General features: G+C 75.0%; 26 protein-coding genes, 2 tRNA genes and 1 riboswitch. Of the genes, 14 read left to right on the top strand and 14 right to left on the bottom strand.

Features of this window, described 5'->3' with window-relative positions:
- Window positions 1-48 precede the first annotated feature (48 nt).
- A complete protein-coding gene (locus tag ACRYM6_RS04100) occupies window positions 49-654 on the bottom strand; it encodes a flavodoxin family protein (RefSeq protein WP_432541359.1) in 606 nt (201 codons plus the stop codon).
- 107 nt (window positions 655-761) lie between these two features.
- Between ACRYM6_RS04100 and ACRYM6_RS04095 the strand changes: the two genes are divergently transcribed.
- The 3 genes from ACRYM6_RS04095 (at window position 762) to ACRYM6_RS04085 (ending at window position 4,157) form a co-directional block, all read left to right on the top strand.
- The gene (locus ACRYM6_RS04095; RefSeq protein WP_432541358.1) at window positions 762-1,163 is read left to right on the top strand and encodes a DUF3253 domain-containing protein; all 402 of its coding nucleotides are present in this window, start codon (window positions 762-764) and stop codon (window positions 1,161-1,163) included.
- Window positions 1,164-1,321: 158 nt separating this feature from the next.
- A riboswitch (SAM riboswitch) is annotated at window positions 1,322-1,427 on the top strand.
- A gap of 109 nt (window positions 1,428-1,536) precedes the next feature.
- Complete coding sequence (locus ACRYM6_RS04090) at window positions 1,537-2,847, top strand: O-acetylhomoserine aminocarboxypropyltransferase/cysteine synthase family protein (RefSeq protein ID WP_432541357.1); 1,311 nt, start codon at window positions 1,537-1,539, stop codon at window positions 2,845-2,847.
- Entirely contained in the window at window positions 2,847-4,157 is a 1,311-nt protein-coding gene (locus ACRYM6_RS04085; RefSeq protein ID WP_432541356.1) for an LLM class flavin-dependent oxidoreductase, read from the top strand. Before ACRYM6_RS04090 ends, ACRYM6_RS04085 begins: the two co-directional genes overlap by 1 nt.
- Window positions 4,158-4,162: 5 nt before the next feature.
- Here ACRYM6_RS04085 and ACRYM6_RS04080 read toward each other — a convergent pair whose 3' ends face one another.
- The 7 genes from ACRYM6_RS04080 to ACRYM6_RS04050 all read right to left on the bottom strand — a co-directional run bounded on the left by ACRYM6_RS04080 (window position 4,163) and on the right by ACRYM6_RS04050 (window position 11,270).
- Entirely contained in the window at window positions 4,163-4,693 is a 531-nt protein-coding gene (locus ACRYM6_RS04080) for an alpha/beta hydrolase (RefSeq protein ID WP_432541355.1), read from the bottom strand.
- Between the two features lie 10 nt (window positions 4,694-4,703).
- On the bottom strand, window positions 4,704-5,009 hold the full coding sequence (locus ACRYM6_RS04075) for an antibiotic biosynthesis monooxygenase family protein (RefSeq protein ID WP_432541354.1): 306 nt from the start codon (window positions 5,007-5,009) through the stop codon (window positions 4,704-4,706).
- 18 nt (window positions 5,010-5,027) lie between these two features.
- Window positions 5,028-7,547 (bottom strand): ABC transporter permease, encoded by a 2,520-nt coding sequence (locus tag ACRYM6_RS04070; protein WP_432541353.1) that lies wholly within the window; start codon window positions 7,545-7,547, stop codon window positions 5,028-5,030.
- Between the two features lie 3 nt (window positions 7,548-7,550).
- Window positions 7,551-8,324 (bottom strand): ABC transporter ATP-binding protein, encoded by a 774-nt coding sequence (locus ACRYM6_RS04065; protein WP_432541352.1) that lies wholly within the window; start codon window positions 8,322-8,324, stop codon window positions 7,551-7,553.
- A gap of 165 nt (window positions 8,325-8,489) precedes the next feature.
- On the bottom strand, window positions 8,490-9,191 hold the full coding sequence (locus tag ACRYM6_RS04060) for a hypothetical protein (protein WP_432541351.1): 702 nt from the start codon (window positions 9,189-9,191) through the stop codon (window positions 8,490-8,492).
- A 128-nt stretch (window positions 9,192-9,319) separates the two neighbouring features.
- Complete coding sequence (locus ACRYM6_RS04055) at window positions 9,320-10,018, bottom strand: response regulator transcription factor (protein ID WP_432541433.1); 699 nt, start codon at window positions 10,016-10,018, stop codon at window positions 9,320-9,322.
- 67 nt (window positions 10,019-10,085) lie between these two features.
- Window positions 10,086-11,270, bottom strand: a complete 1,185-nt coding sequence (locus ACRYM6_RS04050) for a sensor histidine kinase (protein WP_432541350.1) — start codon at window positions 11,268-11,270, stop codon at window positions 10,086-10,088.
- Between the two features lie 148 nt (window positions 11,271-11,418).
- Here ACRYM6_RS04050 and ACRYM6_RS04045 point away from each other — a divergent pair, with 148 nt between their 5' ends.
- From ACRYM6_RS04045 to ACRYM6_RS04035, 3 genes are all read left to right on the top strand, one after another.
- Complete coding sequence (locus ACRYM6_RS04045) at window positions 11,419-12,468, top strand: 3-isopropylmalate dehydrogenase (protein ID WP_432541349.1); 1,050 nt, start codon at window positions 11,419-11,421, stop codon at window positions 12,466-12,468.
- 105 nt (window positions 12,469-12,573) lie between these two features.
- Window positions 12,574-13,677, top strand: a complete 1,104-nt coding sequence (locus ACRYM6_RS04040) for a branched-chain amino acid aminotransferase (RefSeq protein WP_432541348.1) — start codon at window positions 12,574-12,576, stop codon at window positions 13,675-13,677.
- Window positions 13,678-13,720: 43 nt separating this feature from the next.
- A complete protein-coding gene (locus ACRYM6_RS04035) occupies window positions 13,721-14,518 on the top strand; it encodes a fumarylacetoacetate hydrolase family protein (protein WP_432541346.1) in 798 nt (265 codons plus the stop codon).
- Window positions 14,519-14,530: 12 nt separating this feature from the next.
- On the opposite strand, the gene ACRYM6_RS04030 is transcribed toward ACRYM6_RS04035, so the two are convergent.
- Window positions 14,531-15,181, bottom strand: a complete 651-nt coding sequence (locus ACRYM6_RS04030; protein ID WP_432541345.1) for a hypothetical protein — start codon at window positions 15,179-15,181, stop codon at window positions 14,531-14,533.
- Between the two features lie 169 nt (window positions 15,182-15,350).
- On the opposite strand from ACRYM6_RS04030, the gene gltX reads away from it, so the two are divergent.
- The 3 genes from gltX to ACRYM6_RS04015 all read left to right on the top strand — a co-directional run bounded on the left by gltX (window position 15,351) and on the right by ACRYM6_RS04015 (window position 17,130).
- On the top strand, window positions 15,351-16,835 hold the full coding sequence (gene gltX, locus ACRYM6_RS04025; RefSeq protein WP_432541344.1) for a glutamate--tRNA ligase: 1,485 nt from the start codon (window positions 15,351-15,353) through the stop codon (window positions 16,833-16,835).
- Between the two features lie 131 nt (window positions 16,836-16,966).
- Window positions 16,967-17,038, top strand: a tRNA-Gln gene (locus ACRYM6_RS04020).
- 19 nt (window positions 17,039-17,057) lie between these two features.
- Window positions 17,058-17,130 (top strand) — tRNA-Glu (locus ACRYM6_RS04015).
- A gap of 59 nt (window positions 17,131-17,189) precedes the next feature.
- On the opposite strand, the gene ACRYM6_RS04010 is transcribed toward ACRYM6_RS04015, so the two are convergent.
- Window positions 17,190-17,906, bottom strand: a complete 717-nt coding sequence (locus ACRYM6_RS04010; protein ID WP_432511756.1) for an IclR family transcriptional regulator — start codon at window positions 17,904-17,906, stop codon at window positions 17,190-17,192.
- A 49-nt stretch (window positions 17,907-17,955) separates the two neighbouring features.
- Between ACRYM6_RS04010 and leuC the strand changes: the two genes are divergently transcribed.
- The 3 genes from leuC to ACRYM6_RS03995 all read left to right on the top strand — a co-directional run bounded on the left by leuC (window position 17,956) and on the right by ACRYM6_RS03995 (window position 20,894).
- Window positions 17,956-19,380 (top strand): 3-isopropylmalate dehydratase large subunit, encoded by a 1,425-nt coding sequence (gene leuC, locus ACRYM6_RS04005; RefSeq protein WP_432541342.1) that lies wholly within the window; start codon window positions 17,956-17,958, stop codon window positions 19,378-19,380.
- Window positions 19,381-19,405: 25 nt separating this feature from the next.
- Window positions 19,406-20,011 carry a 3-isopropylmalate dehydratase small subunit gene (leuD, locus tag ACRYM6_RS04000; RefSeq protein WP_432541341.1) on the top strand — a complete coding sequence of 202 codons (606 nt, stop codon included), beginning with the start codon at window positions 19,406-19,408 and terminating at the stop codon, window positions 20,009-20,011.
- 337 nt (window positions 20,012-20,348) lie between these two features.
- Window positions 20,349-20,894 carry an HU family DNA-binding protein gene (locus ACRYM6_RS03995; RefSeq protein WP_432541339.1) on the top strand — a complete coding sequence of 182 codons (546 nt, stop codon included), beginning with the start codon at window positions 20,349-20,351 and terminating at the stop codon, window positions 20,892-20,894.
- Window positions 20,895-20,961: 67 nt separating this feature from the next.
- Here the strand turns inward: ACRYM6_RS03995 and ACRYM6_RS03990 are convergent, their stop codons facing one another.
- Window positions 20,962-22,512 (bottom strand): helix-turn-helix domain-containing protein, encoded by a 1,551-nt coding sequence (locus tag ACRYM6_RS03990; protein ID WP_432541337.1) that lies wholly within the window; start codon window positions 22,510-22,512, stop codon window positions 20,962-20,964.
- A 96-nt stretch (window positions 22,513-22,608) separates the two neighbouring features.
- The gene (locus tag ACRYM6_RS03985) at window positions 22,609-23,772 is read right to left on the bottom strand and encodes a trans-sulfuration enzyme family protein (RefSeq protein WP_432541336.1); all 1,164 of its coding nucleotides are present in this window, start codon (window positions 23,770-23,772) and stop codon (window positions 22,609-22,611) included.
- A 39-nt stretch (window positions 23,773-23,811) separates the two neighbouring features.
- On the opposite strand from ACRYM6_RS03985, the gene ACRYM6_RS03980 reads away from it, so the two are divergent.
- Window positions 23,812-24,927 (top strand): D-alanine--D-alanine ligase family protein, encoded by a 1,116-nt coding sequence (locus tag ACRYM6_RS03980; RefSeq protein WP_432541334.1) that lies wholly within the window; start codon window positions 23,812-23,814, stop codon window positions 24,925-24,927.
- Window positions 24,928-24,934: 7 nt separating this feature from the next.
- Here the strand turns inward: ACRYM6_RS03980 and ACRYM6_RS03975 are convergent, their stop codons facing one another.
- Window positions 24,935-25,471, bottom strand: a complete 537-nt coding sequence (locus ACRYM6_RS03975) for a DUF3515 family protein (RefSeq protein WP_432541333.1) — start codon at window positions 25,469-25,471, stop codon at window positions 24,935-24,937.
- Window positions 25,472-25,516: 45 nt separating this feature from the next.
- On the opposite strand from ACRYM6_RS03975, the gene ACRYM6_RS03970 reads away from it, so the two are divergent.
- Window positions 25,517-26,467 (top strand): thiamine-phosphate kinase, encoded by a 951-nt coding sequence (locus ACRYM6_RS03970; RefSeq protein WP_432541331.1) that lies wholly within the window; start codon window positions 25,517-25,519, stop codon window positions 26,465-26,467.
- 66 nt (window positions 26,468-26,533) lie between these two features.
- Here the strand turns inward: ACRYM6_RS03970 and rpmB are convergent, their stop codons facing one another.
- Window positions 26,534-26,719 (bottom strand): 50S ribosomal protein L28, encoded by a 186-nt coding sequence (rpmB, locus tag ACRYM6_RS03965; protein ID WP_432541330.1) that lies wholly within the window; start codon window positions 26,717-26,719, stop codon window positions 26,534-26,536.
- Window positions 26,720-26,769 lie beyond the last annotated feature (50 nt).

Raw genomic sequence — 26,769 nt, 5'->3', positions numbered from 1 at the left:
CCCCCGCACCCCTCCCGGGGTGCGGGGGTCCCGTCGTGATGGGGGTGCTCAGCCCTTGAGCTTGCGGGTGAGGCCCACGACGCGCTGCACGAGGTGGTCCAGCGCGGTGTTCGTGACGTCGCCGACGGGGATGTCGTTGGCGCCGCCGGTGACGTGGCTGACGCCGTAGGGGTTGCCGTCGACGAACTTCGAACCGTCGGTGTAGCCGGGCGGGACGATGATCCCCCCGAAGTGGTAGATCGTGTTGTACAGCGCGATGAGGGTGGTCTCCTGGCCGCCGTGGGCGGTCTGGGAGGCGGTGAAGCCGGCGTAGACCTTGTCGGCCAGCTGGCCCTGGGCCCACTGCGGGCCGAGGGAGTCGATGAAGGTCTTCAGCTGCCCGGCGATGTTGCCGTAGCGGGTGGGGGAGCCGAACAGCACCGCGTCGGCCCACACGACGTCCTCGGCGGTGACGCCCGGAGCGCCCCTGCCCGCTTCGGCCTCGGCGGCCTGCTCGTCGGTGGCGGCCTTCTCCCCGCCGGTGGGCTGGCGCTGGACCTGGCGCAGCCGGACCTCCGCGCCGGCCTGCTCGCCGGTGGCGGCGAGCCTCTCGGCCATCGTCCGGACCGTGCCGGTGGCGGAGTAGTAGACGATCGCGAGCTTCACGTCGCTCACTGGGGCCTCCCGAGTCGTTGAACGTGCAAGTGTCAGGGGCCAACCTAGCCCGCTCCCGTCGCGGACGCACCCGAGGTGTGTCACGTTGGGCGCCGGAGGAGGTGGCCGTGCCCACACGCAGGACGACCCGGGCGGCGACCCCGGCCGCCAAGGACTGCGCCGTCTGCGGCCGGACCATCACCTGGCGCAAGAAGTGGGAGCGCGACTGGGACGCGGTGAAGTACTGCTCCGACGCCTGCCGCCGCCGGGCCCGGTCGTCGAAGGACCTCGACGCCGACCTCGAGGCGACGCTGCGCCGGCTGCTCGACGAGCGGGGTCCCTCCAAGACCGTCTGCCCCAGCGAGGTGGCCCGCGCCGTCGGCGGTGACGACGACTGGCGCGGGCTGGTGGAACCGGCGCGGTCCGCCGCGCGCCGGCTCGTGGCCGCCGGCGAGGCCGAGATCACCCAGGGCGGTCGCGTCGTCGACCCCTCGACCGCGAAGGGCCCGATCCGGGTGCGACGGCGCTGAGGGGCGGGCGCGGCTCGTCGCCGTGCTCGACGTCCTCTCCGGCGGGCGAGCCCGGTGAGGGGTGACGACGCCGGCGGGTTCGTCGAGGGCACCGGGTTCCGCCGCCCCCGATCGTGTGAAGCGCTTGACAGGTCGGCGTCGCGTGCCCTCCACTGGGGGAGCCATCCAGAGCGGCCGAGAGACCTGGCTCGTCGACGCCGCAGCAACCGCCCTCCCGGGTAGGTGCTCCCGCCAGGACCGATGGGAGAGGAACCCCGATGGAGCACGCACCGCTGACGCGACGTCTCGTGATCGACCTGCTGCGCGGTGCCGGGACGACCTGTCGGGCCTGACCGCCCCGACGTCCTCGAAACCGCTCCCGGAAGGTCCCGCGATGCCGCACGTCCCGCACACCCCCCTGTCCTTCGCCACCCAGCAGGTCCACGCCGGGGCTGAACCCGACCCCGTGACCGGCGCCCGCGTCACCCCCGTCCACCTCACCGCGGGGTTCGTCTTCGACGACTTCGAGCAGGCCCGGGCCCGCTTCGCCGGGGAGGACGACGGGTACGTCTACACGCGGATGGCGAACCCGACGACGGCCGCGGTGGAACGCCGGCTCGCCGTCCTGGAGGGCGGCACCGACGCCGTCCTGCTCGGCACCGGGCAGGCCGCCCTCACCGTCGCGCTCCTGGGGATCCTCGGTGCCGGGGACCACCTCGTGGCCGCCGCCGACCTGTACGAGGGGTCCCGCGGGTTGTTCCTGGAGAACTTCGCCCGGCTGGGCATCGCGGTCGACTTCGCCGCCGGGCCGCAGGACTGGGAGCGGCTCGTGCGCCCCACCACCCGCGCCTTCTTCGCCGAGTCGGTCGCCAACCCCAAGAACACCGTCCTGGACCTGCCCGCCGTCGCCGCCGTCGCGCACCGGCACGGCGTCCCCCTCGTCGTCGACAACACCTTCGCCACGCCCTACCTCCTGCGCCCCCTGGAGCACGGGGCCGACGTCGTCGTGCACTCGGCCAGCAAGTTCCTCGCCGGGCACGGCGCCGCCCTCGGCGGGGCCGTGGTGACGGGGGAGGGTTTCGACTGGAGCGGGTTCGGCCACCTGACCGCACCGGCCGGCGTCCTCGGCGGCGTGAGCTGGGTGGACCGCCACGGCCCGCACCGCGCCTACGTCGAGCACACCCGCGGTGTCGTGGCCTCCCGGATGGGACCGGCGATCTCCCCGTTCAACGCGTTCCTCGTGCAGCAGGGCCTGGAGACGCTGTCGCTGCGGGTGGCCCGGCAGAGCAGCACGGCCGAGCACCTCGCGCGCTGGCTGCGGGAGCGGCCCGAGGTGGTGGCCGTCGACCACGCCGCCCTGCCCGAGCACCCCTCGCACGCGGTGGCCCGGCGCCTGCTGCCCCGCGGGTCCGGCGCGGTGTTCTCCGTGACGCTCGCCGGTGGACGTCCTGCCGCGCAACGGTTCGTCGACGCCGTGCAGCTGTTCACCCGGATGACGCACGTCGGTGACGTGCGCTCCCTGGTCATCCACCCGGCCAGCACGACGCACGCCCACCGCACCGAGACCGAACGGCTCCAGACCGGCATCTGGCCCGGGTTGCTGCGGTTGTCCATCGGCCTGGAGGAACCGGCCGACCTGGTCGCCGACCTCGAACGCGCCCTGGCCGCCACGCATGCGCCGGCGCTGGCGGAGGTGGGTTCCTGATGGGCCGGTTGCAGCACTTCGGCTACTTCTTCTCCCGGGGTTTCGGCCCGCAGGGCTGGGGCCGGGACTACCAGGCGTGGAACGACGACTGGACCCGCCCGGACCTGTACGCGCACGCCGTCCGGGACCTCGAACGCGCCGGGTTCGACCTCGTCGTCGTCGAGGACGCCGTCTCGCTGGGCAACCCCGCGACCCTGGACCTGCGGGTGCGCGCGGCGTACGGCGGTCCCAAGCACGACCCGCTGCTCCTGGCGCCCTACCTGTTCGCGGCCACGACCCACCTCGGCGTCGTGCCGACGGTCAACGCCGGCATCACCCCGCCGTACCTGGCGGCCCGCCAGGCCGCGACGCTGCAGCACCTGTCGGGCGACCGGTTCGGGCTGAACCTCGTCACCGACGTCGGCAGCGCCCGGCACGTGGGCCGCGAACCCGTCGCGCACGACGTCGCCTACGACCGGGCGCAGGAGTGGATCGACGTCGTCCGCCGGTTGTGGCACAGCTGGGACGACGGCGCGCTCGTCGCCGACCCGGTCACCGGCCGGTTCGCCGACGGGGCGCGCCTCGACGCCTTCGAGCACCGCGGCGAGCACTTCCGCCTCGACGGCCCGCTCAACGCGCTGCCCTTCGCCGGCGGCGAACCCGTCCTCGTCTCCCCCGGGGGATCACCGCGCGGGCTGGCGTTCGCGGGGTCCCGCTCCGACGTCCAGCTCGCCCTCGCCCCCCTGGACGTCGCGCAGGTCCGCGCCTACCGGGCCCGCGTCCTGGCCGCCGCCGCGGCGGCCGGGCGCAAGGCCGACGACCTGCGCGTGCTGTTCGTCGTCAAACCCGAGCTCGTGACCAGCCGCGAGGAGGCCGACCGGCTCGTCGCGGCGTCCCGGGACCCCGGCGACGACGTCCTGCGCGAGGTGGCGCTGCACTGGTCCAGCGACCTGGAGACCGACCTCACGGCGCTGCCGCTGGACCGCCCGCTGGACCCCGCGGTGTTCGGGGACCACGTGTCCCGGGGCACGATCGCCGCGCTGCGCGGCGGGACGCCCGACGCGCCGCTGCGGGAACTGCTGGCCCGCAAGGCCCGCAAGGGGCGGATCGCGGACCGGACCGGGCTCGTCGGGACGGCCGAGGAGTTCGCCGACCTCGTCGAGGAGTTCGGGGAGGACGCCGGCAACGACGGTTTCCTGCTGTCCGGGGACCTGCACCCCGTGACGCTGCACCGGTTCCTCGACGACCTCGTCCCGGTCCTGCGGCGGCGGGGCGTCCTGCGCAGCGGGTACGGCGGGGCGGGGTTGCGGGGCAACCTCTTCGAGTTCTGAGCGGGTCAGTCCGCCAGGAACCCCCGGACCGCCGTCCGCACCCGGGCGAGGTCCTCGGCCGTCCGCACCGGGTCGCCGGGGTGCTCCAGCGCGTGGTCGGCCCCGTCGAGCTCGAGGACCTCGCGGTCGCTCTCGTGCGCGAGCACGCGGTCCCACAGCGGGTCCGCCGTCCCACCCACCAGCAGGGTCCGCGGGTGGGACCGGGCCGCGGCCAGACCCACGTCCGGCCGGTCCAGCAGCGGGGTCAGCCAGATCCCCGGCAGCCCCCGGTCGGCCGCCACCGGCAACCCCAGCGTCGTCAGGGACTTCGCCACGACCAGGCAGGGCCGCAGGTCGTCCAGGAGGAACCGCACGAGCGCGGGCACGTCCTGCGGCCGGGGCGGTCCCTGTGCCCAGGACAGCGCCAGGACGCGCCGCCCGGCGACGACGAGCTCGTCGCGGACCGCCCGCAGGACGGGCTGGTCCACGTCGTAGCCGCGCCCCGGCAGCACCAGCGCGGGTGCTCCCCGGGCGCGGCCCTCCTCGACGATCCGCACCGGCTGGCCCTCAGCTGGGGTCGGCGCCGAGCACGACCTCGAACTCCAGCAGCGAGGCGCCGGTCCCCACCGGGCGCTGGCGCTCGCCGGCGTGGGCCTCGCGGGCCCCGCCGTCGGCCCAGGCCCGGAACGCCTCCTCGGTCTCCCACTTCGTGTAGACGAAGTAGCGGGTCTCCCCGGCGACCGGGCGCAGCAGCTCGAACCCCAGGAACCCGGGGCTGCCCTCCACCGCCCCCAGCCGCGCGGCGAACCGCCGTTCCAGCTCCGGGCCGGACCCGTCCGGCACCTCGATCGCGTTGATCTTCACCACAGCCATGTCGGCAGCGTCGCAGGTTCAGTCCGCGATCGCGGCGACCGGGGGTGTCCGGGCCGCCCGCCGCGCCGGCAGCACCGAGGCCAGCACCCCCGCGACGGCGGCCACCACCACGATCCCGGCCACCTGCAGCCACGGGACGTCCAGCCGCACGGGCGTCTCGCGGATCAGCACCGAGGACGTCCCGGCCAGCCCGTACCCGGTGCCGAGCACGACCCCGAGGACGGCGGCCACCCCGGCCACCAGCAGCGCCTCCCAGGCCAGCAGCGCGCGCAGCTGGCCCCGCGTCAGCCCCAGCGCCCGCAGCAGACCGGACTCCTGGCGGCGTTCCACGACCGACAGGGCCAGGGTGTTGCCGACCCCGATGAGGGCGATGACCACGGCGATCGCGAGCAGTCCCGTCACCACCAGCAGCATCGTGGTGAGCACCTGGTCCAGGGAGTTGCGCACCGACACGATGCCGCTGACCTCGCTGGTGGGCAGGACCTGGGCCACGGCCTCGGAGATCGCGTCGGTGGTCTCCACCTGGGCCTCGTCGGTGCCGTCGGCGAGCCGGACCCAGGCGCTGGTGGGCCGCGCCCCCGGGACCAGCCGCGCCCCGTCGGCCCGGGTCACGGCCGTCGGTGCCGAGGAGTCCGGCGCGACGCGCACGGTGAACGCGGCGGTCGGCCCGCCCCCGGCCGCCCCGGTGGCGGGGTCCTCGGCCGACAGCGTGACCCGCTGGCCCTCGCGCAGGCCGGCGGCCTCCGCCGTCGTGCCGGGGACGACGACCTCCCCGTCGCGCGGCAGCGGCGTCCGCTCCTGGGAGCGCACGACGCCGGCGGCCTCGGCCGGGTCCACCGCGATGACGCCCAGGCTCAGGGCGCCGTCGGTGCTGACGAGCGTCAGGTCGCTCACCAGCGTCGTGGCCGCCACCCCGCCGGTGCCCTCGATCGCCGCCACCGCCGTCGCGTCCAGCGGCTCGGGGGCCGAGACCACGACGTCGGTGGGGTAGGAGGCGTCGATGCCGGCGGCGGCCGAGCTGCGGGTCGAGGCGGTGCCCACGACCATCGCGGTCGTCAGGGTCACCCCGATGACCAGGGCCGTGGCCGTCGCCGCCGTCCGCCGCGGGTTGCGGACGCTGTTGCCCGCCGCGAGCCGGGCGGGCACCCCGCCGAGGCGGTGGAAGGGCCGGCCGGCCAGCGACACGGCCGCCGGGACCAGGCGCTGGGCCAGCAGCAGGAACCCCAGGAAGCTGACGGCACCGGCGGCCACCGCGGGCAGCAGGTCGCCGGTGACGGCGAAGAACACCAGGGCCGCCGTCCCGGCCGTCGCGGTGAGCACCCCCAGGACCAGCCGCACCCGGCCCGCGGGGGAACCGGACGGGGCGACGTCCACCGGGCGCAGCGCCGCCAGCGGGGCGACCCGGGTGGCGTGGCGGACGGGGACGGCCGCGGCCAGGACCGTGACGGCGGTGCCGAGCACCAGGCCGGCCAGCACCGCCGAGCCGGGCAGGACCACGTCGGTCAGCGGGATGGGGGAGTCGACGCGGCCGGCGACGGCCGCGACGGCGCGCGCCAGGCCGGCCCCGGCCAGCACACCCGCGGCGGAGGCCAGCAGCCCGACGGCGAACGCCTCCCCGAGCACGCTGCGGCGGACCTGGCGGCGCTCGGCGCCCACGCAGCGCAGCAGCGCGAGCTCGCGGGTCCGCTGGGCGAGCAGGACGGCGAAGGTGTTGGCGATGACCAGCCCGGCGACGAGCACGGCGATCGCGGCGAAGGCCAGCAGGACCGTCGTGAGCCCGGCCGCCTGGCCGGTGTAGGAGTCCGCGACCCGTTGCGCCGCCTCGTCCCCGGTCGAGACGGTGACGGGCAGGCCGGTGGTGGCGGCGGTGACGGCCGTCAGCGCGTCCTGGCCGCCGGCGGCGGCGATCCGCAGCCGGTGCACGCTCGTGGCCCCCCAGGACGTCACGGCCTCGTCGGTGCCGAACACCCGCGGGGTCAGCCCGGCGCGCGGGTCGCCGGTCAGGTCGACGGTGCCGACGACGGTGACCGTCTCGGTGACCGGTGCCGACGGCTCGGCGGTCTCGCCGACCGGGTCGTGGGTCAGCGTGATCGGCGTGCCCAGCGGGACGTCGACGCGGTCGGAGACCGCGACCTCGCCCGCGGTGGCGGGCAGGCGCCCGGCGCTCAGCCGCTGCCACTGCAGGGACGGCGCGGTCCCGGTGCCGTCGGCCTGGGCGTAGGTGGACCCGCTGCGGCCCGGCAGCCGCAGCGCGACGAACGTCGTGCGGTCGGCGGTGAGGGCGCCGACCTCGGGCAGGTCGGCCAGCGTGGTCCGCAGCGCGTCGAGGGACCGGTCCTCGCCGAACTCGTCCTCGGGTTCGACGACGACGTCGCTGCCGGTGAACTGCGCGCCGACGCCCTGCCGGACGGCCGCGCCGGCGGTGGCGTTCAGGGACAGGGTCGCCACCACGAAACCCACCGCGATGACCACGGCGAGGCAGGAGGCGACGACGCGCGCGCCGTGCGCGCGCAGGTGGGCCAGGGTCAGGCGGAGCACGGTTCAGGCCCCCAAGGTGCGCAGGGCGTCGATGACGTCGTCGGGGGTGGGCCGGGTCAGCCCGCCCGCGAGCGCGCCGTCGGCGATGAGGACGACGCGGTCGGCGTAGCTGGCCGCGACCGGGTCGTGGGTGACCATGACGACGGTCTGCCCGAACTCGCGGACGCTGCCGCGCAGCAGGCTCAGGACCTCCGCGCCGGCGCGGGAGTCGAGGTTCCCGGTGGGTTCGTCGGCGAACACCACGTCGGGGCGGGGCAGCAGGGCACGGGCGACGGCGACGCGCTGCTGCTGGCCGCCGGACAGCTCGTGGGGCCGGTGGCCGAGCCGTTCGGTGAGGCCGAGCCGTTCCACGACGTCGTCGTGCCAGGCGCGGTCGGGGGCGCGGCCGGCCAGCCGCAGCGGCAGCACGATGTTCTCGGCGGCGGTCAGGACGGGCAGCAGGTTGAAGCTCTGGAAGACGAACCCGATGCGGTCGCGCCGCAGCCGGGTCAGATCGGCGTCCTTGAGGGCGGTGAGTTCGGTCTCGCCCAGGAACACCTGCCCGCCGGAGGCGTCGTCGAGCCCGGCCAGGCAGTGCATGAGGGTCGACTTGCCCGAACCGGAGGGGCCCATGATGGCGGTGAACTCACCGCGGGTGAACTCCACGTCCACCCCGGCGAGGGCGTGGACGGCGGCGTCGCCGCGTCCGTAGGTCTTGCGCAGCCCGACGGCGCGCACCGCCGGGCGGGTGGCTTCCAGGACGGCCGGGGCGCTGCTGCGCTGGCTGGTTTCGGACACGGATCTCCCCGTTCGCAGACGTTCTCGACGTCGTCGACGCTACGGAGGACCGGGCCCGGGGTCGTCGGTTCGGGAACTGATCCGGGGCGTGGGACCGCTGGTGGACGCGGCCGGCGGGCGTCATCCCGCGGGAGGACGCCGCCGGCCGCTCGTGCCCGTCCGGGGTCAGCGCAGCCGGAAGCGGTGGAGGCCGGGGACCCGGTGGGTGCCGGCGGGGACGGAGGTCCCGGTGCCCGCCCAGCCGACGGTGACGTTGCGAGCGGAGGCCGCGACGACCTCGGTGGCCCCGCCCCCGCACACGGCGACCTGGCTGGGGGTGGGGAAGTAGAACAGGACGGCGACGCGGGCGCTGTCGCTGTCGATCCGGTTGAACGCGCTGACGTCGGCGGGGCCGACGAGGTGCGTGGGTTCGGTCACGACGGGGACGGAGGCGACGCGCGGGAGCAGTTTCCCGGCGCAGCGGACGACGAGGTCGACGCGGGTGCCGCGGGTCTCGACGAGTTCGGCGACGGGTTCCTCGCAGGTCTCGGAGTAGCCGGCGTCCTCGGGGTCGCAGGAGGGGACGCCGCCGTGGGCGTCGAAACCGGTGAGCGTGAAGGCGACCTCCCCGTAGCCGCAGAGGGCCCCGCTCCAGCCGGTCCAGCAGTCGTCGGTGAGGGGTTTGGCCTGGGCGGGGGAGTGCAGGGTGACGACGGCGTCGCGCACGGACAGGGCGCCGGTGGCCGGGCGCGGGGTGGCGGCGGCCGGGCCGGCGGTGGCGAGCGCGGCGGCGGTGGCGGCCAGCAGGGCCGGGGCGGTGAGCGCCGCGGTGCGCAGGCGGTACCGGGTGTCGCGGTGGACACGGCGGTGCACACGGTGGTGGAACATGGCTGAGACCCCCCTCAGTGGCTCGCGGCCATCGCGAACCGTCACTCATGGTGCACTAGGAGTGAGCACTCAGGGGCGCGTTCGGCTCATCTCGTCACCGACGGTGATCAACTCCCGTCCGAGAGACCTCAGCGGGCGTCGCGCAGCACCTCACCGGGCTGCACCAGCCCCGCCGAGAACGCCAGCACCACGGCCTGCACCCGGTCGCGCGAGTGCGTCTTGGCCAGCACCCGGCCCACGTGCGTCTTCACCGTCGCCTCCGACACCACGAACCGCGCCGCGATCTCGGAGTTCGTCAGCCCGTGCGCCATGCACTCCAGGACCTCCATCTCCCGCGGCGTCAGGTCCTTCGGCAGCCCCTGCGGCGCCGACGCGGGCGCGGCGGCCCCGGCCCGCAGCAGCGGGCCGACGTGCTGGAGCAGGCGGCGCGTGGAACTCGCCGCGATCACCGCGTCGCCGGCGAACACCGTCCGGACCGCCGCCAGCAGCTCCTCCGGCGGGGCGTCCTTGAGCAGGAACCCGCTGGCGCCCGCGCCGATCGCGGCCACGACGTACTCGTCGAGGTCGAACGTCGTGAGCACCACCACCCGCGGGCCGGCGCCGTCCTGGCCGAGCTGCCGGGTGATCTGCCGGGTGGCCTCGATGCCGTCCAGCCCCGGCATGCGCACGTCCATCAGCACCACGTCGGCCGGGGTGGAGGTCACCACCCGCACCGCGTCGGCGCCGTCGGAGGCCTCCGCGACGACCGTCAGGTCCGGCTGGGAGTCGATGACCATCCGGAAGCCGGCCCGGACCAGCTGCTGGTCGTCGACGAGGATCACGCGGATCGCCCGGCCGCCCGGCTCGTCGGCCGCCTGGCCGTCCGACCGGTCCGTCGTAGGGGGGGTCGTCACCTCAGGAACTGTAGGGAAGGGTGGCGCTGACCGAGAAACCCCCACCCGCCCGGGGGCCGCTGGTCACCGTCCCGCCGTGCAGCTTGGCCCGCTCGGCCATCCCCACCAGGCCCTGCCCGCCCGGGCTCGGCCGCACCATCGAGGCGGCCCCCCGGCCGTCGTCGTCCACCCGCAGCCGCAGGGCGTCGTGGTCCCACCGGACCCGCACCTGCGTGCGCGCGGCCGGGCCGGCGTGCTTGAGGACGTTCGTCAGGGACTCCTGGACGATCCGGTACGCCGCCAGGCCCATCGCCGGGGGCAGGTCCCGGGCCGCGCCGCTGACCTCGGCGGTGACCTCCAGGCCGCTGGAGCGGACCTGCTCGACCAGGTCGCCGATCATCGTCGCGTCCGGCTGCGGGGCGCGCTCGTCGCCGGGCCCGGACCGCAGCACGCCCAGCAGGTTGCGCATGTCCGTCAGCGCTTGCCGGCCGGTGCCGGAAATCGTCTCCAGCACGCGCACCGCCGCCTGCGGGTCCGCGGCCGCGGCGTAGCGGCCGCCGTCGGCCTGGGCGATGATCACCGACAGCGAGTGGGCCACGACGTCGTGCATCTCCCGCGCGATGCGCTGCCGCTCGGCGGTGGCCGCCATCCGCGACTCGTTCTCCCGCTCGTTCTCCAGCAGCCGCGCCCGCTCCACCAGCGCCAGCTCGTTCTGCCGCTGCGCCCGGCGCAGGCTGCCCAGCGCCCAGGAGACGACGACCGTGAGCGCGATGAACGCCGCCCCGACCACGACCGAGGCCAGCCCGGCGGTGGTGAAGAAGCGCAGCGCGCACACCGGCGCGCCGAACAGCCCCAGGCCCAGCCCGCCCAGGGCGGCCCAGCGGCGGGCGTAGGCGGCCAGGGAGTACACCGCGATGAGCACCGCGACGTTCCCGAACGACGGCGACGGCGCCAGCACCTGGAGCAGGCCGGCGGCCGCCACCAGCCCGCCGGAGACCTCGGGGAAGCGGCGCCGCACCGCCAGCGGCAGGCACATCGCCACGGCCAGCAGCCCGGCGAACAGGCCGCCGCCGGTGCTGTCGCCCGCGCTGAACAACCCCGCCAGCCCGGCCAGCAGCACCGCGCCGAGGCCGTCGAGCAGCAGGCTGTTGGCGCGCGTCCAGCCCACGACGCGGTCGAAGACGTTCTGCCCCGGTTCGCTCGGCACCGCCTCAGGGTAGGCACCGCCGACGGGGGCGGTCGTCGCCCCTCGGGCCGACCCCGCCCGTCCCCCCACGGGTGGAGCTGTCCACTTGGCGAGACGCGGTGACCACATGCTGGACGGACGGGGACCGGCCTCGGCTACCCTCGCGCGCATGGCGGACACCTTGCGACTGGCAGTCATCCCCGGCGACGGCATCGGCCAGGAGGTGACGGCCGAGGCGCTCAAGGTCCTCACCGCCGTGCTCGACGGATCGGGCCGCAGCGTGAGCACCACCGAGTACGACCTCGGCGCGCGGCTGTACCACCGCACCGGGGAGACGCTGCCCGACAGCGTCCTGGAGGAGGTCCGCGGCCACGACGCGATCCTGCTCGGCGCCGTCGGCGACCCCAGCGTCCCCAGCGGCGTCCTCGAGCGCGGGCTGCTGCTGAAGCTGCGGTTCGCCCTCGACCACTACGTCAACCTGCGCCCCTCCAAGCTGTACCCCGGCGTCCCGACCCCCCTCGGCGACCCCGGGACGATCGACTTCGTCGTCGTGCGCGAGGGCACCGAGGGGCCCTACGTCGGCAACGGCGGCGCGCTGCGGGTCGGCACCCCGCACGAGATCGCCACCGAGGTCAGCGTCAACACCGCCTTCGGCGTCGAGCGCGTCGTGCGCGACGCCTTCGCCCGGGCCGCGGCGCGCCCGCGCCGGACGCTGACCCTCGTGCACAAGCACAACGTGCTCGTGCACGCCGGCCACCTGTGGCGCCGGACCGTCGAGGCCGTCGGCGCGGAGTTCCCCGACGTGACCGTCGACTACCTGCACGTCGACGCGGCGACCATCTTCCTGGTGACCGACCCGGCCCGGTTCGACGTGATCGTCACCGACAACCTCTTCGGCGACATCCTCACCGACCTCGCCGCGGCCGTCACCGGCGGCATCGGCCTGGCCGCCTCGGGCAACGTCAACCCCGACCGCACCGCGCCGAGCATGTTCGAGCCCGTCCACGGCTCGGCCCCCGACATCGCCGGCCGGCAGCTGGCCGACCCGACCGCCGCCGTGCTGTCGGTGTCCCTGATGCTGGAGCACCTCGGCGAGACCGACGCCGCCGCGCGCGTCGACGCCGCCGTGACCGCCGACCTCGCCCGCCGCGCCACCGGGGAGGTCGGGCCCCGCCCGACCGCCGCCGTCGGCGACGCGCTCGCCGCCGCGGTGTCCTGACCCCGGGGCCCCCCGGGGCCCCCCGGGGCACCCCGGGGCACCACCCCGGTCCCCGGGCACCGGGTACCGTCGACCAGGCCGTCCACCACCACCGAGGAGAACCCCATGACCGCCGCGCCGACCGCTGGGTTGACGTTCCCCGTGACCCCGTCGGCCGTGCCGGTGTCCGACCAGCGCCGGGCCGAGATCCTCGCCGCCCCGGGGTTCGGCCGGCACTTCACCGACCACATGGCGGTGGCGACCTGGACCCGCGACGCCGGCTGGCACGACGCCGCCGTCGTCCCCTACGGCCCGCTCCAGCTGGACCCGGCCGCGGCCGTCCTGCACTACGGGCAGGAGGTGTTCGAGGGGCTCAAGGCCTACCGGCACGCCGACGGCAGCGTCTGGACGTTCCGCCCCGAGGCCAACGCGGCCCGGCTGGCGCGCTCGGCCCGGCGGCTGGCGCTGCCGGAGGTCGACGAGGCCACCTTCCTGGAGGCCATCACCCAGCTCGTGCGCGCCGACGAGGCGTGGGTCCCGACCGGCGGGGAGTCCTCCCTCTACCTGCGCCCGTTCATGGTCGCCACCGAGGCGTTCCTCGGCGTCCGCCCCGCGCACGAGGTGAAGTTCCTCGTCATCGCCTCCCCGGCGGGCGCGTACTTCCCCGGGGGCGTGAAACCCGTCTCGATCTGGCTGTCGCAGAACTACACGCGGGCCGCGGTCGGCGGCACCGGCGCGGCCAAGTGCGGCGGGAACTACGCCGCCAGCCTGGCCGCGCAGGACGAGGCCAGCGCCCACGGCTGCGACCAGGTCTGCTTCCTCGACGCCACCGAGCGCCGGTTCGTGGAGGAGCTCGGCGGGATGAACCTCTACTTCGTCCACGACGACGGCTCCATCGTGACCCCGGAGCTGACCGGCACGATCCTGGAGGGCATCACCCGCGACTCGATCGTCGCGCTGGCCGGGGACCTCGGCCACGAGGTCACCGAGCGCCGCGTCACGATCGACGAGTGGCGCGAGGGGGTCGCCTCCGGGCGCATCACCGAGGTGTTCGCCTGCGGCACGGCCGCCGCGGTCACTCCGGTGGGCCGGCTGGTCTGGGACGACGGCGAGCTGACCCACGGCGGCGGCGTCGCCGGCGAGGTCACCATGTCGATCCGCGGCGCCCTGCTGGACCTGCAGTACGGGCGGGCGCAGGACACCCGCGGCTGGCTGCACCGCCTCGTCTGAGCCGCCCGTCGGGGCCCGCCGGGCGCGTCACTAGGGTGGGCGCATGCGCATCGCCAGGTTCTCGTCCGGTGGCTCCGACCCGCGGTTCGGCGTCGTGGAGGGCGCCCCGGGCGAGGAGGAGATCCTCGTCGTCTCCGGGGACCCGCTGTTCACCCCCCTGAACCCGACGGGCGAGCGGGTGCCGCTGGTCGACGCCCGCCTGCTGGCGCCGGTCATCCCCCGGTCGAAGGTCCTGGGCATCGGCCGCAACTACGCCGCGCACGCGGCCGAGCTGGGCAACGAGGTCCCCACCGAACCCCTGGTGTTCACGGTGCCGAACACCTCGGTCGCCGGTCCCGGCGACCCGCTGGTCATCCCCGCGTGGGCGGGGGAGGAGCTGCACTACGAGGGCGAGCTCGCCGTCGTCATCAAGCGCATCTGCAAGGACGTCCCGAAGGACCGGGTCGCCGAGGTGGTGCACGGGTACACGATCGCCAACGACATCACCGCCCGCTCGCTGCAGGAGAGCGACAAGCAGTGGTGGCGGGCCAAGGGCGCCGACGGCTTCACCCCGCTGGGGCCCTGGATCGAGACCGACCTGGACCCCTCGGACCTGCGCATCGAGACCCGCCGCGGCACCGGCGAGGACCTCGAGGTCGTCCAGGACGGCCGCACCTCGCTCATGGTCCACGACGTCGCGACGATCGTCGCGCACGTCTCGCAGGCCATGACCCTGCTGCCGGGCGACGTGATCATGACCGGCACCCCCGCGGGCGTCGGCCCGGTCCGCGCCGGGCAGCGCGTCGAGGTCGAGGTCGAGGGCATCGGCGTCCTGACGACGACGTTCACCGCCCCCGGGTGAGCCCGGCCGGGGTCAGGAACCGCTGGGCTGGGCGATCGCGACCGTGAGGGTGTCCGTCGCGGTCGCCTTGGAGTAGTCGGCGGCGCCCGGGGCGCTCTGCTCGAGCACGTCGTAGCTGATGAGCAGCTCGACGCTGCGGGTGCCGGCCGGCACCGCGGGCAGGACGAACGAGGTCGAGTAGGCGTAGGGCGCCATCGCCAGGTAGCCCGGCGTCTGCCGCGAGGTGTCCTGGACGGTCGGGCCGGTGCTCTGCGTGCCGTCGGCGGCGATCAGCGAGCTGGTCACCGTCATGGTGCTGACGTACGCCTTCTGCTGCTTCTTGCCGGTGCCCAGGTGGGGGCCGGTGATGGTGGCGGCCAGCTGGACCGGTTTGGCGGCCTCGGCCGTCCAGGCACCCATGTCCAGCGTGGACCAGTAGTCCACCGCCAGGGTCGTGCCGCCGGCCGGCAGCTCGTGGTGGGCCGAGCCCAGCGCCAGGTCGTTGTGCACGGGCTCGACGGCGACCGCGGTGGCCGTGGGGGCGGCGCTCGCGGTGGGCGTGGCGGCCTCGGCGGTCGCGGGGGCCAGGCCGGCGGCGGCCTGGACCGAGCCGCAGGCGGTGAGGCCGGCCAGCGGCAGCAGGAGGGCGACGGCGACGAACGTCGTGGTGGGGCGCGCGGTCATCACGGGGTGCTCCAGGGCGGCGAGTGCGGGGATCTGTCCCGATGACGCTGACACGCGTGACGCGCAGTGAGCGGTGCCGCCACACGAACGGCGCACCGGTGACGCACCGCAACCACCCCGTCGGGCGCAGCCGACACCGGTGGGCTCACCCGAATAGGCTGGGCGGGCCATGACTGACACCCCCGCGCCCGTCCGCGTCCGCTTCTGCCCCTCGCCCACCGGCACCCCGCACGTCGGGCTCATCCGCACGGCCCTGTTCAACTGGGCCTACGCCCGCCACACCGGCGGGAAGCTGGTGTTCCGCATCGAGGACACCGACGCCGCCCGGGACTCCGAGGAGAGCTACGCGCAGATCCTCGACGCCCTGGCCTGGCTGGGCCTGGACTGGGACGAGGGCATCGACGTCGGCGGCCCGCACGGCCCGTACCGGCAGTCCCAGCGCCGGCCGGTGTACGACGACGTCGTGCAGCGCCTGCGGGACGCCGGGCACCTGTACGAGTCGTTCTCCACGGCCGAGGAGATCGAGGCCCGGCACGAGGCCGCGGGCCGGCCGAAGGTCCTGGGCTACGACGGCTTCGACCGCGACCTGACGCCCGAGCAGGTCGCCGCGTTCCGGGCCGAGGGCCGCGAGCCCACCCTGCGGCTGCGGCTGCCGGAGGGGCGCGACTACTCCTTCGACGACCTCGTGCGCGGGCGCATCGAGTTCAAGGCGGGCTCGTTCCCCGACCCGGTGCTGGTGCGGGCGAACGGCGACCCGCTGTACACGCTGGTCAACCCCGTCGACGACGCCCTCATGGGCATCACGCACGTGCTGCGCGGGGAGGACCTGCTGTCCTCCACGCCGCGCCAGATCGCGCTGCACGAGGCGCTGGTGGACATCGGCGTCTCGTCGTCGGTCCCGCGCTTCGGGCACCTGCCGTACGTCACGGGGGAGGGCAACAAGAAGCTCTCGAAGCGCGACCCGGAGTCGAACCTCTTCCACCACCGCGACCGCGGGTTCATCCGCGAGGGGCTGCTGAACTACCTCGCGCTGCTGGGCTGGGGGATCGCCGAGGACCGCGACCTGTTCAGCGTGGACGAGCTCGTCGCGGCCTTCGACGTGGCCGACGTCAACGCCTCCCCGGCGCGGTTCGACGTGACCAAGGCCGAGGCGATCAACGCGGCCCACCTGCGCCTGCTGGCGCCGGAGGACTTCCGCGCGCGCCTGGTGCCCTACCTGCAGGCGCCGGGCGTGCTGCCCGCCGAGCCGTCCGCGGCGCAGCTGGAGCGGCTCGCGGCGGCGGCGCCGCTGGTGCAGGAGCGCATGACGCTGCTCGGCCAGGCGCCGGGGATGCTCGGCTTCCTGTTCGTCGCCGACGCCGACGTCGTGGTGGAGGAGGACGCGCTGGGGGCGCTGCGCCCGGAGGCCGCCGACGTGCTGGACGCGGCGCTGGCCGCCCTGGAGGGGCTCGCGGAGTGGACGACCCCGGCGCTGGAGGCGGCGCTGCGGGCGGCCGTCGTGGAGGGCCTGGGGGTCAAGCCGAAGTTCGCCTTCGCGCCGCTGCGCACGGCGGTCACGGGGCGCCGGGTGTCCCCGCCGCTGTTCGAGTCGATGGAGATCCTGGGCCGGGAGTCCTCGCTGACCCGGTTGCGGGCACTGCGCGCCCGGCTCTGAGACCCCCGCAGCGTCCCGGTGACGTCCCCGGCGGCCTCAGGTGGGCCGCCGGGGAGCCGATTTGGGAAGCAGGGTGGCGACCCGTTAGAGTTCATCTCGTTCGGGCGGTCCGCCGGCCGGGCGGAACACCATGGGGTATGGTGTAATTGGCAGCACGACTGATTCTGGTTCAGTTAGTCTAGGTTCGAGTCCTGGTACCCCAGCGCTTGTACTGCAAGCTAGGGCCCCGTTGTGTAGCGGCCTAGCACGCCGCCCTCTCACGGCGGTAGCGCGGGTTCGAATCCCGTCGGGGCTACGTCAGAAGGCCCCCGGTCACCGACCGGGGGCCTTCTCCCTTTTCCGCCCCCTCCCCGGTCAGTTCTGCAGCGCCAGGGCCGTCGTGAAGGCCGCCGCGGTGGCCAGGACGGCGTCGGCGTGCCGGCGGCCGGGGTGGCGGCCGAAGCGCTCGGCCGGCCCGGAGACCGACACCGCCGCCAGGACCCGCCCCGAGGGCCCGCGCACGGGCGCGCTGACCGAGGCCACGCCCGCCTCGCGCTCGCCGCTGGAGTGGGCCCAGCCGCGCCGCCGCACCCCCGACAGGGCGCCGGCGTCGAACCGGGCGCCGAGCAGCTCCACGGACAGCCGCTCGGGGTCGTCCCAGGCGAGCAGCACCTGCGCGGCGGACCCGGCGTGCATGGTCATCGACGTGCCCACCGGGACGGTGTCGCGCAGGCCGTGCAGCCGCTCGGCCGCGGCGATGCAGATGCGGTGCTCACCGTGCCGGCGGTACAGCTGGGCGCTCTCGCCGGTGCTGTCGCGCAGCGCCGTCAGCAGCGGGCCGGCGACGGCCACCAGCCGGTCCTCCCCGGCCGCGGCGGCCAGCTCGCCGTGGCGGGCGCCGAGGACGAAGCGGCCCTGCACGTCGCGGCTGACGAGGCGGTGGTGCTCCAGGGCGACGGCGAGGCGGTGGGCGGTGGGACGGGCCAGCCCGGTCGCCGTGACGAGCTGGGCGAGGCTCGCGGGCCCGGCCTCGAGGGCGTCCAGCACCAGCACGGCCTTGTCCAGGACGCCGACTCCGCTACTCTTGTCCACGAAGCGATACTGGCGTCTCAACCAGTGAGACGCAAGAGGGGAGCCGGTCATGGGGCGCACGCTGGCGCAGAAGGTCTGGGACGACCACGTCGTCCGCAAGGGCGAGGCCGGGGAACCGGACCTGCTGTACATCGACCTCCACCTCGTCCACGAGGTGACCAGCCCGCAGGCCTTCGACGGCCTCCGCCTCGCCGGCCGGGGCCTGCGGCGCCTCGACCTGACCATCGCCACCGAGGACCACAACACCCCCACGGCCGACATCCAGCGCCCGCTGTCGCTGCTGGAGGACCAGACCTCGGCCAAGCAGCTGCAGACGCTGCGGGAGAACTGCGCCGAGTTCGGCGTGCGGCTGCACCCCCTCGGCGACGCCGAGCAGGGCATCGTGCACGTCGTCGGCCCCCAGCTGGGCCTGACCCAGCCCGGCATGACCGTCGTCTGCGGGGACTCCCACACCTCCACGCACGGCGCCTTCGGGTCCCTCGGCATGGGCATCGGCACCAGCGAGGTCGAGCACGTCATGGCGACCCAGACCCTGCCGCTCAAGCCTTTCAGGACCATGGCGGTCACCGTGAACGGGCAGCTGCGGCCCGGCACCACGGCCAAGGACATCATCCTGGCCGTCATCGCCGAGATCGGCACCGGCGGCGGCCAGGGCTACGTCCTGGAGTACCGCGGCGAAGCCATCCGCAGCCTGTCGATGGAGGGCCGGATGACGATCTGCAACATGTCGATCGAGGCCGGTGCCCGGGCCGGCATGGTCGCCCCCGACGACGTCACCTTCGCGTACCTCCAGGGCCGCCCGCACGCCCCGCAGGGCGAGGACTGGGACGCGGCCGTCGCCTACTGGCGGACCCTGCGGACCGACGAGGACGCCGAGTTCGACGCCGAGGTCGTCCTGGACGCCGCCGACCTCGAGCCGTTCGTCACCTGGGGCACCAACCCCGGACAGGGCGTCCCGCTGTCGGGCTCGGTGCCGGTGCCCGAGGAGATCGGCGACGACGGGGTCCGGGTCGGCGTCGAGCGCGCCCTGGAGTACATGGGCCTGGAGGGCGGGACGCCGATGCGCGACATCGCCGTCGACACCGTGTTCCTCGGCTCGTGCACCAACAGCCGCATCGAGGACCTGCGCGCGGCCGCCGACGTCGTCCGCGGCCGCAAGAAGGCCGACTCGGTCCGCATGATGGTCGTGCCCGGGTCGGCGAAGGTGCGGCTGCAGGCCGAGGCCGAGGGGCTCGACGCGGTGTTCAAGGAGTTCGGCGCCGACTGGCGGTTCGCCGGGTGCTCCATGTGCCTGGGCATGAACCCCGACCAGCTCGCCCCCGGCGAGCGCTGCGCCTCCACCTCCAACCGCAACTTCGAGGGCCGGCAGGGCAAGGGCGGCCGCACGCACCTGGTCTCCCCGCTGGTGGCCGCCGCGACCGCGGTGCGGGGCACGCTCAGCTCCCCGGCCGACCTCGACCCCGTGAACGCCTGACCCCGTAGCCGAGAGGAGCACGACCGTGGAGAAGTTCACCGTCCACCGCGGGGTCGGGGTGCCGCTGCGCCGCACCGACGTCGACACCGACCAGATCATCCCCGCCGTCTACCTCAAGCGGGTCACCAAGACCGGTTTCGAGGACGCCCTGTTCGCCGGCTGGCGCACCGACCCCCGCTTCGTGCTGAACCAGGAGCCCTACCGGCCCGGGTCGGTCCTCGTGGCCGGCAAGGACTTCGGCACCGGCTCCAGCCGGGAGCACGCCGTCTGGGCGCTGCGCGACTACGGCTTCCGGGCCGTCCTCGCGCCGCGGTTCGCCGACATCTTCCGCGGCAACGCCGGCAAGCAGGGGCTGCTCGCGGCCGTCGTCGAGCAGAGCGACATCGACCTCATCTGGAAGGCGCTGGAGGCGCACCCGGGCACCGAGGTGACCGTCGACCTCGTCGAGCGCGTCGTCCGGGTCGACGACTTCACCGCCCGCTTCGAGGTGGACGACTACGTGCGCTGGCGCCTGATGGAGGGGCTGGACGACATCAGCCTCACCCTGCGCCACGCCGACGCGATCGCCGACTTCGAGGCCCGCCGCCCCTCCTTCAAGCCGACCACGACACCGCGGCCGGCCACCGCCTGAGACCGGCCCCGACGGCCCCGGACACCCGCTGCGACGCAGCGGGACCGGGGCCGTCCCGCGTCCGGAACCGTTGCGGGGCAACAGGTCTCGGCGGCCCGGCGCGGCGGTCCGGTCACCGGCGGACCGCCGCGCCGAAGGCCCTGCGGCACAGGGCCTCGACGGCGCCGCGGCGCCAGGTGCGCTGTGCCGCAACGACTCGCCGCCACGCCGGTGGTGGACTCAGGTGATCCGCGGTCGTACCGTTTCCCCGTCGGGCTCCTGCTCGGCCCTGCGCGATCCGTTGCGCGAGGAGATGTTCGGTTCGGACAACGCCCGGTCCCCCCAGGAGGAGCCCCCCGTGAACAAGGCAGAACTGGTCGACGCGCTCGAGGCGCGTCTGGGCGGTCGCAAGCAGGCCGTCACCGCCGTCGAGGCCATCGTCGAGCTCATCACCCTCACCGTCGCCAAGGGCGACAAGGTCGCCATCAGCGGCTTCGGCACCTTCGAGAAGCAGGCCCGCAACGCCCGCACCGGCCGCAACCCGCGCACCGGCGAGGCCGTGAAGATCAAGAAGACGTCCGTGCCGCGCTTCCGCCCGGGGACCCAGTTCAAGGACGTCGTCTCCGACAGCAAGCAGCTGCGCGCCTACCAGGCCGGCCTCAAGGAGAAGGCCGCCGGGTCGGCGGCCCCGGCCGCGGCGGCCCCGGCCGCGAAGAAGGCGGCTCCGGCCACCCGCGCGGCGACCACCGCCACCACCGCGCGCAAGGCGGCCCCGGCCGCGCGCACGGCCACCACCGCCGCGAAGAAGGCGGCCCCGGCCGCGCGCACGGCCACCACCGCCGCGAAGAAGGCGGCCCCGGCCAAGGCCGCCCCGGCGACCCGCCGCGTGGCCAAGAAGGCCTGACCCGCACCGCACGCGACGAGGCCCCGGACCCCCGTGAGGGGGCCGGGGCCTCGTCGCGCGGGGGGTGTCAGTCCCGGAACGTCTCGATCTGCGCACCCAGCGGGGTGAGCCGCTCGGCGAGCTGCTCGTACCCGCGGGCGATGATGTCGACGTTGCGCAGCACCGAGGTGCCCTTGGCCGCCAGCATGGCCAGCAGCACGACCACGGCCGGGCGCAGCGCCGGCGGGCAGAGGACCTCCGCGCCGGACCAGCGCGTCGGCCCCTCCACCAGCACGCGGTGCGGGTCGAGGAGCTTGACGCGCGCCCCGAGCCGGTTCAGCTCGGTCAGGTAGATCGCCCGGTTGTCGTAGACCCAGTCGTGCACGGTCGTCGACCCCTCCGCGGTCGCGGCGATGACCGCGAAGAACGGCAGGTTGTCGATGTTCAGGCCCGGGAACGGCATCGGGTGGATCTTGTCGATCGGCGCCTTCAGCTCCGAGGGGTGCACCGTGATGTCGACCAGCCGGGTGCGGCCGTTGGCCGCGGTGTACTCCGGGCTCAGGTCGTACTTCAGGCCCATCTCGGCGAGGATCGCGAGCTCGATCTCCAGGAACTCGATCGGCGCGCGGGTCACCGTCAGCTCGGAGTGGGTGATGATCGCCGCGGTCAGCAGGCTCATCGCCTCGACCGGGTCCTCCGAGGGCGCGTAGTCGACGTCGACGGAGATGTCGGGCACGCCGTGCACGACGAGGGTCGTGGTGCCGATGCCGTCGATGCGGACCCCGAGCAGTTCCAGGAAGAAGCACAGGTCCTGGACCATGTAGTTCGGGCTGGCGTTGCGGATCGTCGTCACGCCGTCGATGCGCGCGGCCGCCATGAGGGCGTTCTCGGTGACGGTGTCGCCGCGCTCGGTCAGGACGATGGGGCGCTGCGGGGCGACGGAGCGGTCCACGGTCGCGTGGTAGAAGCCCGTCGTCGCGGTCACCTGCAACCCGAAGGGGCGCAGCGCGACCATGTGCGGTTCGACGGTGCGGGTGCCGAGGTCGCAGCCGCCGGCGTAGGGGAGGGCGAACTCCTCGTACCGGTGCAGCAGCGGGCCCAGCATCATGATGATGCTGCGGGTGCGGCGGGCGGTCTCGCCGTCCATGGCGTCCAGGTCGAGGTCGTTCGGGACGTCCAGGACGAGGTCGGCCTCGTTGATCCACTCGTACCGCACGCCGATGCTGGCCAGGACGTCGAGGATGCGGTGGATCTCCAGGATCCGCGCCACCCCGCGCAGCGTCGTGCGGCCCTTGTTCAGCAGCGCCGCGCACAGCAGGGCCACGCCGGCGTTCTTGCTGGACTTCACCGCGATGCTGCCGGACAGCTTGACGCCGCCGTGCACGCGCAGGTGCGTGGGGCCGGGGCGGCCGATGGAGACGATGTCGTCCTGCAGGGCGTGCCCGACGCGCTGCAGCATGTCGATGGAGACGTTCTGCTGCCCCTGCTCCATGCGGTGCACCGCGCTCTGGGACGTGCCCAGGCGCTCGGCGAGCTGGACCTGGGTCAGGCCCCGGTGCTTGCGGGCGTCACGGATGAGGGCGCCGATCTGCGAGAGGTGGTCGCCGGTCGGCGTCAGCTGCTCGGTGGAGACTGCCATGAGGGGCACGCTATCTCACAGATGAGATAAAGCCCGTCAAGAGGCCGGGCCGGGCGTGTCGTCCACTGTGGCACACGCCCGGCCGGGGCCCTCCGCTCAGCCCCGCGTGTCGAGCGCCCGGTCCAGCGCCGCCGACAGGTCCCGCCACAGGTCCTCGACGTCCTCGACCCCCACGGACAGCCGCAGCAGGTCCTCGGGCACCACGCGCGGCTCGCCCGCGTGCCGGCGGCGGCGCTCCACCAGCGACTCCACCCCGCCCAGGCTCGTGGCCGGCACCCACAGCCGCACCGCGTCCACGACGGCGTCCGCGCCCGCCGCGCCGCCGACGACCTCGATCGAGACCAGCGCGCCGTACCCGGACATCTGCCGCGTCGCCAGCGCGTGCCCGGGGTCCTGCGGCAGCGAGGGGTGCCGGACCCGCGTCACCGCCGGGTGCCCCAGCAGCCGGCGGGCCAGGTCCGCGGCGTTCTGCTGCGCGCGCTCCAGCCGCAGCGGCAGCGTCCGCAGGCCCCGCAGCGCCAGGAACGTCTCCAGCGGGCCGGGGATGGCCCCGTGCAGCGTCCGGTGCGCCTGCAGGGCCGCCAGCGTCGGTTCCGCGCGCGCCACCACCGCCCCCAGCACGACGTCGGAGTGGCCCGAGAGGAACTTCGTCACCGAGTGCACGACGACGTCGGCCCCCAGGTCCAGCGGGCGCTGCAGCAGCGGCGTCGCGAACGTGTTGTCCACCACCACCAGCGCGTCGTGCTCGTGTCCGGCCGCGGCCAGCGCGGCGATGTCGGCGACCTCCAGCAGCGGGTTCGTCGGCGACTCCAGCCACAGCACCACCGGGCCCGCCACGCCCGCCAGCGCCGCGCGCACGGCCCCGACGTCGGTGATGTCCACCGGCTGCACCCGCAGCCGGTCCTGGGCCACCAGCAGCGCCGACAGGGAGTGCGTGCCGTTGTAGGCGCCGTGCGGGACCAGCACCGTCCCGGCGGCCGGCACCAGGTGCAGCGCGGCGGCCACGGCGGCCATGCCGGAGGCGAAGGCCAGCGCGCGTCCGCCCTCCAGCTCCCCGACCGCGGTCTCCAGGGCGGTCCACGTCGGGTTGCCGAACCGGCCGTACCCGAGGTCGGCCGCCCCCAGCGAACCGCCCCCGACGTAGGTGGCGGACAGGGACACGGGGGTGTTGAGCTCGCTGTCCAGCGCCCGCGCCGGGCGTCCGGCGACGACGGCGACGGTGCGGGGGGACAGGCTGGCGGGGGACACGTCATCTGGCACGGGGGGAACCCAACCACACCGCGGGTAGGGTCGGCGCCGATGAGCAGCCAGCCCAAGCCCCGCGTCGCCGTCGTCTTCGGCGGCAGGTCCTCCGAGCACGCCATCAGCTGCGTGACCGCCGCGGGCGTCCTCGCCGCCCTCGACCGCGACGTCTACGACGTCGTCCCGATCGGCATCACCACCAGCGGCCGGTGGGTCCTCGTCGACGACGACCCGGCCCGCTTCGAGCTGACCGACGGCAAGCTGCCCGAGGTCCCCGCCGCCGGGGTCCCGGTCGCGCTGTCGCAGGACGTGGACTCCAAGGCCCTGCGGGGCCCGGCCGGGCAGGTGCTCGGCGGTGCCGTCGACGTCGTGCTCCCGCTGCTGCACGGGCCGTTCGGGGAGGACGGGACCCTGCAGGGGCTGCTGGAGCTGTCCGACACCCGCTACGTCGGCTCGGGGGTGCTGGCCTCGGCCGCGGGCATGGACAAGCAGGTCATGAAGCTCCTGCTGGCCGGCCAGGGCCTGCGCGTGGGCCCCTGGACCTCCTTCCGCGCCCGCCGCTGGGAGACCGACCGCGACGCCGTCGTCGCCGAGGTCGAGGCCCTGGGCTACCCCGTCTTCGTCAAGCCCGCTCGCGCCGGGTCCAGCATCGGCATCAGCCGGGTCACCGGCCGCGACGGGCTCGAGGCGGCCGTGGCCGAGGCGGTCTCGCACGACCCGAAGGTCGTCGTCGAGGCCGCCCTGACCGGCCGCGAGATCGAGTGCGGGGTCCTGGAGGACCTCGACGGCGGCGAGCCCCTCACCAGCCTGCCCGGGGAGGTCGAGGTCGTCGGCGGCCACGACTTCTACGACTTCGAGGCCAAGTACCTCGACTCCGGCAACGTGCGGCTGTCCTGCCCGGCCGACCTGCCCGACGACGTGACCGCGGAGGTCCGCCGCACCGCCGCCCGGGTGTTCGAGGCCATGGGCGCCGAGGGGCTGGCCCGGGTGGACCTCTTCGTGGACCCCTCCCGAGGGGCGGAGGGCATCGTCGTCAACGAGATCAACACCATGCCGGGCTTCACCCCGTTCTCGATGTACCCGCGCATGTGGGCCGCCACGGGCGTCGACTACCCGCAGCTGGTCCACCACCTCCTGCAGCTCGCGCTGCGCCGGCCCACCGGGCTGCGCTGACCCGCGCCTACACGCAGGTGCGGCTCTGCGGGATCGGCTCCACGGCCGCGGCCAGGTCGACGAGCTGCGAGGTCGCCTGGTCGCTGGTGAGGCCGTCGCCGAACCGCACGGTCACCTCCACGGCCGGGGTGCGGCCGTAGGTGAGGAACCGGACGGCGCGCTCGTTCGCGGCGTCCTGCACCCAGTCGACGCTGCGGCCCGCGGAGTCCGCCACCGGGATGCACGCCTTCTCCGTGGGCCCCAGGACCTGCGCGCCGCAGCGCAGGACGACCTGGTCCTCGCCCCACACCGCGACCCCCGCCGCGCCCTGCGGTTCGCGCGGCAGGTCGCCCAGGGCCGTCGGCAGGGCCGCCAGCAGCGGCGCGCAGGCGGGGTCGCCGGCGTCGGGGGCCGGGTCCACCCCGCGCGAGCCGGCCACGTACGCCCACACCGCCACGGCGGTCACGGCGGCCACCACGACGGCGAGCACCAGCGGCCCGGGCCGGCGCGCGGCGCCGGGGGCCGTCTCGGGAGCGGGGTCGGGGGTGGGGTCGGGATGGGACATCGCCCCGTAGTGTGCCGCCCAGCGCTGCGACGAGGGGACGAGGGCTTGCGGGACGACGGTGCGCGGGACGACCTGCGGGTCCAGGACCTGGACGAGGGCGAGCTGCTGGCCCGCGTGGTGCCGCTCATGCCCACCCGGGCCCTGCTGGGCCCCGGGGACGACGCCGCGCTCGTCGCCGCCCCCGACGGGCGGGTCGTGGCGACCACGGACGTCCTGGTCGAGCACCGCGACTTCCGCCGCGACTGGTCCAGCGCCGCGGACGTCGGGTGGAAGGCCGTCGCGCAGAACGTCGCCGACGTCGCCGCCATGGGCGCCACCTGCACGGGGCTGCTCATCGGCCTGGGGCTGCCCGGCGACGTCGAGGTCGCCTGGGTGGAGGACTTCGCCGCCGGGGTCGCGCAGGCCTGCGCCCGGTTCGGGGCCGTGGTCGTCGGTGGGGACCTGTCCGCGGCGGGCGAGGTCGTCGTCGCCGTGACCGCCCTGGGCGACCTCGGGGGCCGGGCACCGGTCCTGCGCTCGGGCGCGCGGGCCGGTGACGTCGTGGCCGTCGCCGGCGTCCTGGGGCGCTCCGCGGCCGGCTGGGAGCTGCTGCGCACCGGGGCGCCCGACGCCCGCCCGGACCTGCTGGCCGCGCACCGGCGCCCCGAGCCGCCCGTCGCGGCCGGCCCGGCCGCCGCGCTCGCCGGCGCGAGCGCCCTCATGGACGTCAGCGACGGGCTGCTGCGCGACGCGGGCCGGATCGCCGCGGCCAGCGGGGTCACCGTCGAGCTGTCGACGGCCTCGGCGCTGGGGGAGTGGGCCGCCGACCTGGGCGACCTCGCCCCGGTCCTGACCGGGGGCGAGGACCACGCCCTGCTGGGGTGCTTCCCGGCCGGGTCGGCGCCGCCGGAGCCGTTCGTCCCGGTGGGGCGGGTCGCCGCCGCCGGTGAGCACCCCGTCCTCGTCGACGGGCGGCCGTGGACCGGTTCGCTCGGCTGGGACCACTTCCGCCGCTGAGCGGCGAGGACGCAGAACGGGCCCGGATCCAGAGGATCCGGGCCCGTCCAGCGGTCTGGGTGGGGGTCAGCGCGTGACCTTGCCCGCCTTCAGGCAGGAGGTGCACACGTTGACGCGCTTGGGGGAACCGTTCACGGTGGCCTTGACCCGCTGGATGTTCGGGAGCCACATGCGGTTGGTCCGCCGGTGCGAGTGCGAGACGCTCTTGCCGAAGCCAGGGCCCTTGGCGCAGACGTCACAGGTGGCAGCCACGGGGAACTCCTGAAGTCGAACGAACAGGTGCGCCGCCCCGGACGGGGCGC

The sequence above is a fragment of the Kineococcus rugosus genome (assembly GCF_050871975.1).
Classification (GTDB): domain Bacteria; phylum Actinomycetota; class Actinomycetes; order Actinomycetales; family Kineococcaceae; genus Kineococcus.
The sequence above is the reverse complement of the archived record's forward strand: the minus strand, read 5'-3'. Positions and strand labels throughout refer to the sequence as shown.

What these genes read in the sequence shown, in the direction of transcription:
- ACRYM6_RS04045 (WP_432541349.1), top strand. Translation starts at nt 11,419, where the DNA reads ATGGCGGACACCTTGCGACTGGCAGTCATCCCCGGCGACGGCATCGGC.
- ACRYM6_RS04035 (WP_432541346.1), top strand. Translation starts at nt 13,721, where the DNA reads ATGCGCATCGCCAGGTTCTCGTCCGGTGGCTCCGACCCGCGGTTCGGC.
- ACRYM6_RS04040 (WP_432541348.1), top strand. Translation starts at nt 12,574, where the DNA reads ATGACCGCCGCGCCGACCGCTGGGTTGACGTTCCCCGTGACCCCGTCG.
- ACRYM6_RS03980 (WP_432541334.1), top strand. Translation starts at nt 23,812, where the DNA reads ATGAGCAGCCAGCCCAAGCCCCGCGTCGCCGTCGTCTTCGGCGGCAGG.
- ACRYM6_RS03975 (WP_432541333.1), bottom strand. Translation starts at nt 25,471, where the DNA reads ATGTCCCATCCCGACCCCACCCCCGACCCCGCTCCCGAGACGGCCCCC.
- ACRYM6_RS04085 (WP_432541356.1), top strand. Translation starts at nt 2,847, where the DNA reads ATGGGCCGGTTGCAGCACTTCGGCTACTTCTTCTCCCGGGGTTTCGGC.
- ACRYM6_RS04030 (WP_432541345.1), bottom strand. Translation starts at nt 15,181, where the DNA reads ATGACCGCGCGCCCCACCACGACGTTCGTCGCCGTCGCCCTCCTGCTG.
- ACRYM6_RS04075 (WP_432541354.1), bottom strand. Translation starts at nt 5,009, where the DNA reads ATGGCTGTGGTGAAGATCAACGCGATCGAGGTGCCGGACGGGTCCGGC.
- gltX (WP_432541344.1), top strand. Translation starts at nt 15,351, where the DNA reads ATGACTGACACCCCCGCGCCCGTCCGCGTCCGCTTCTGCCCCTCGCCC.
- ACRYM6_RS04060 (WP_432541351.1), bottom strand. Translation starts at nt 9,191, where the DNA reads ATGTTCCACCACCGTGTGCACCGCCGTGTCCACCGCGACACCCGGTAC.
- ACRYM6_RS03990 (WP_432541337.1), bottom strand. Translation starts at nt 22,512, where the DNA reads ATGGCAGTCTCCACCGAGCAGCTGACGCCGACCGGCGACCACCTCTCG.
- ACRYM6_RS04090 (WP_432541357.1), top strand. Translation starts at nt 1,537, where the DNA reads ATGCCGCACGTCCCGCACACCCCCCTGTCCTTCGCCACCCAGCAGGTC.
- leuC (WP_432541342.1), top strand. Translation starts at nt 17,956, where the DNA reads ATGGGGCGCACGCTGGCGCAGAAGGTCTGGGACGACCACGTCGTCCGC.